The organism is Enterobacter sp. 120016 (assembly GCF_018383635.1).
GTDB lineage: Bacteria > Pseudomonadota > Gammaproteobacteria > Enterobacterales > Enterobacteriaceae > Enterobacter > Enterobacter asburiae_D.
The window spans coordinates 1-213 of the sequence record NZ_JAHAWC010000073.1 but is presented as its reverse complement, the minus strand read 5'-3'; the positions used below and the strand labels follow the sequence as shown (position 1 = coordinate 213).

Sequence of the window (213 nt, the reverse complement as noted above, 5' to 3'; positions counted from 1 at the left end):
CAGCGGTAGCCGGTCAGGCGGTGCTGCGTGTCCCAGGTGTAGTGATGCTCCTCGCTGCCGGTCACCTCAAGAATGCGGTTGCCGTAGCCGTCGTACTCATAGCGGGTGTCCCCGGCGTGCGTCAGGCGATTGCCGGAAGTGACCGTCAGGGGGCCGGTCAGGTTGCCGGCGGCATCGTGGGTGAAGGACTCCTGCCATGACATGAGTCCGTCC

1 pseudogene is annotated in these 213 nt (G+C 65.7%); it reads right to left on the bottom strand.

The window, feature by feature from the left end:
• Positions 1–213 (bottom strand): annotated as a pseudogene (locus KIF87_RS23170) (RHS repeat domain-containing protein); the annotation flags it as partial.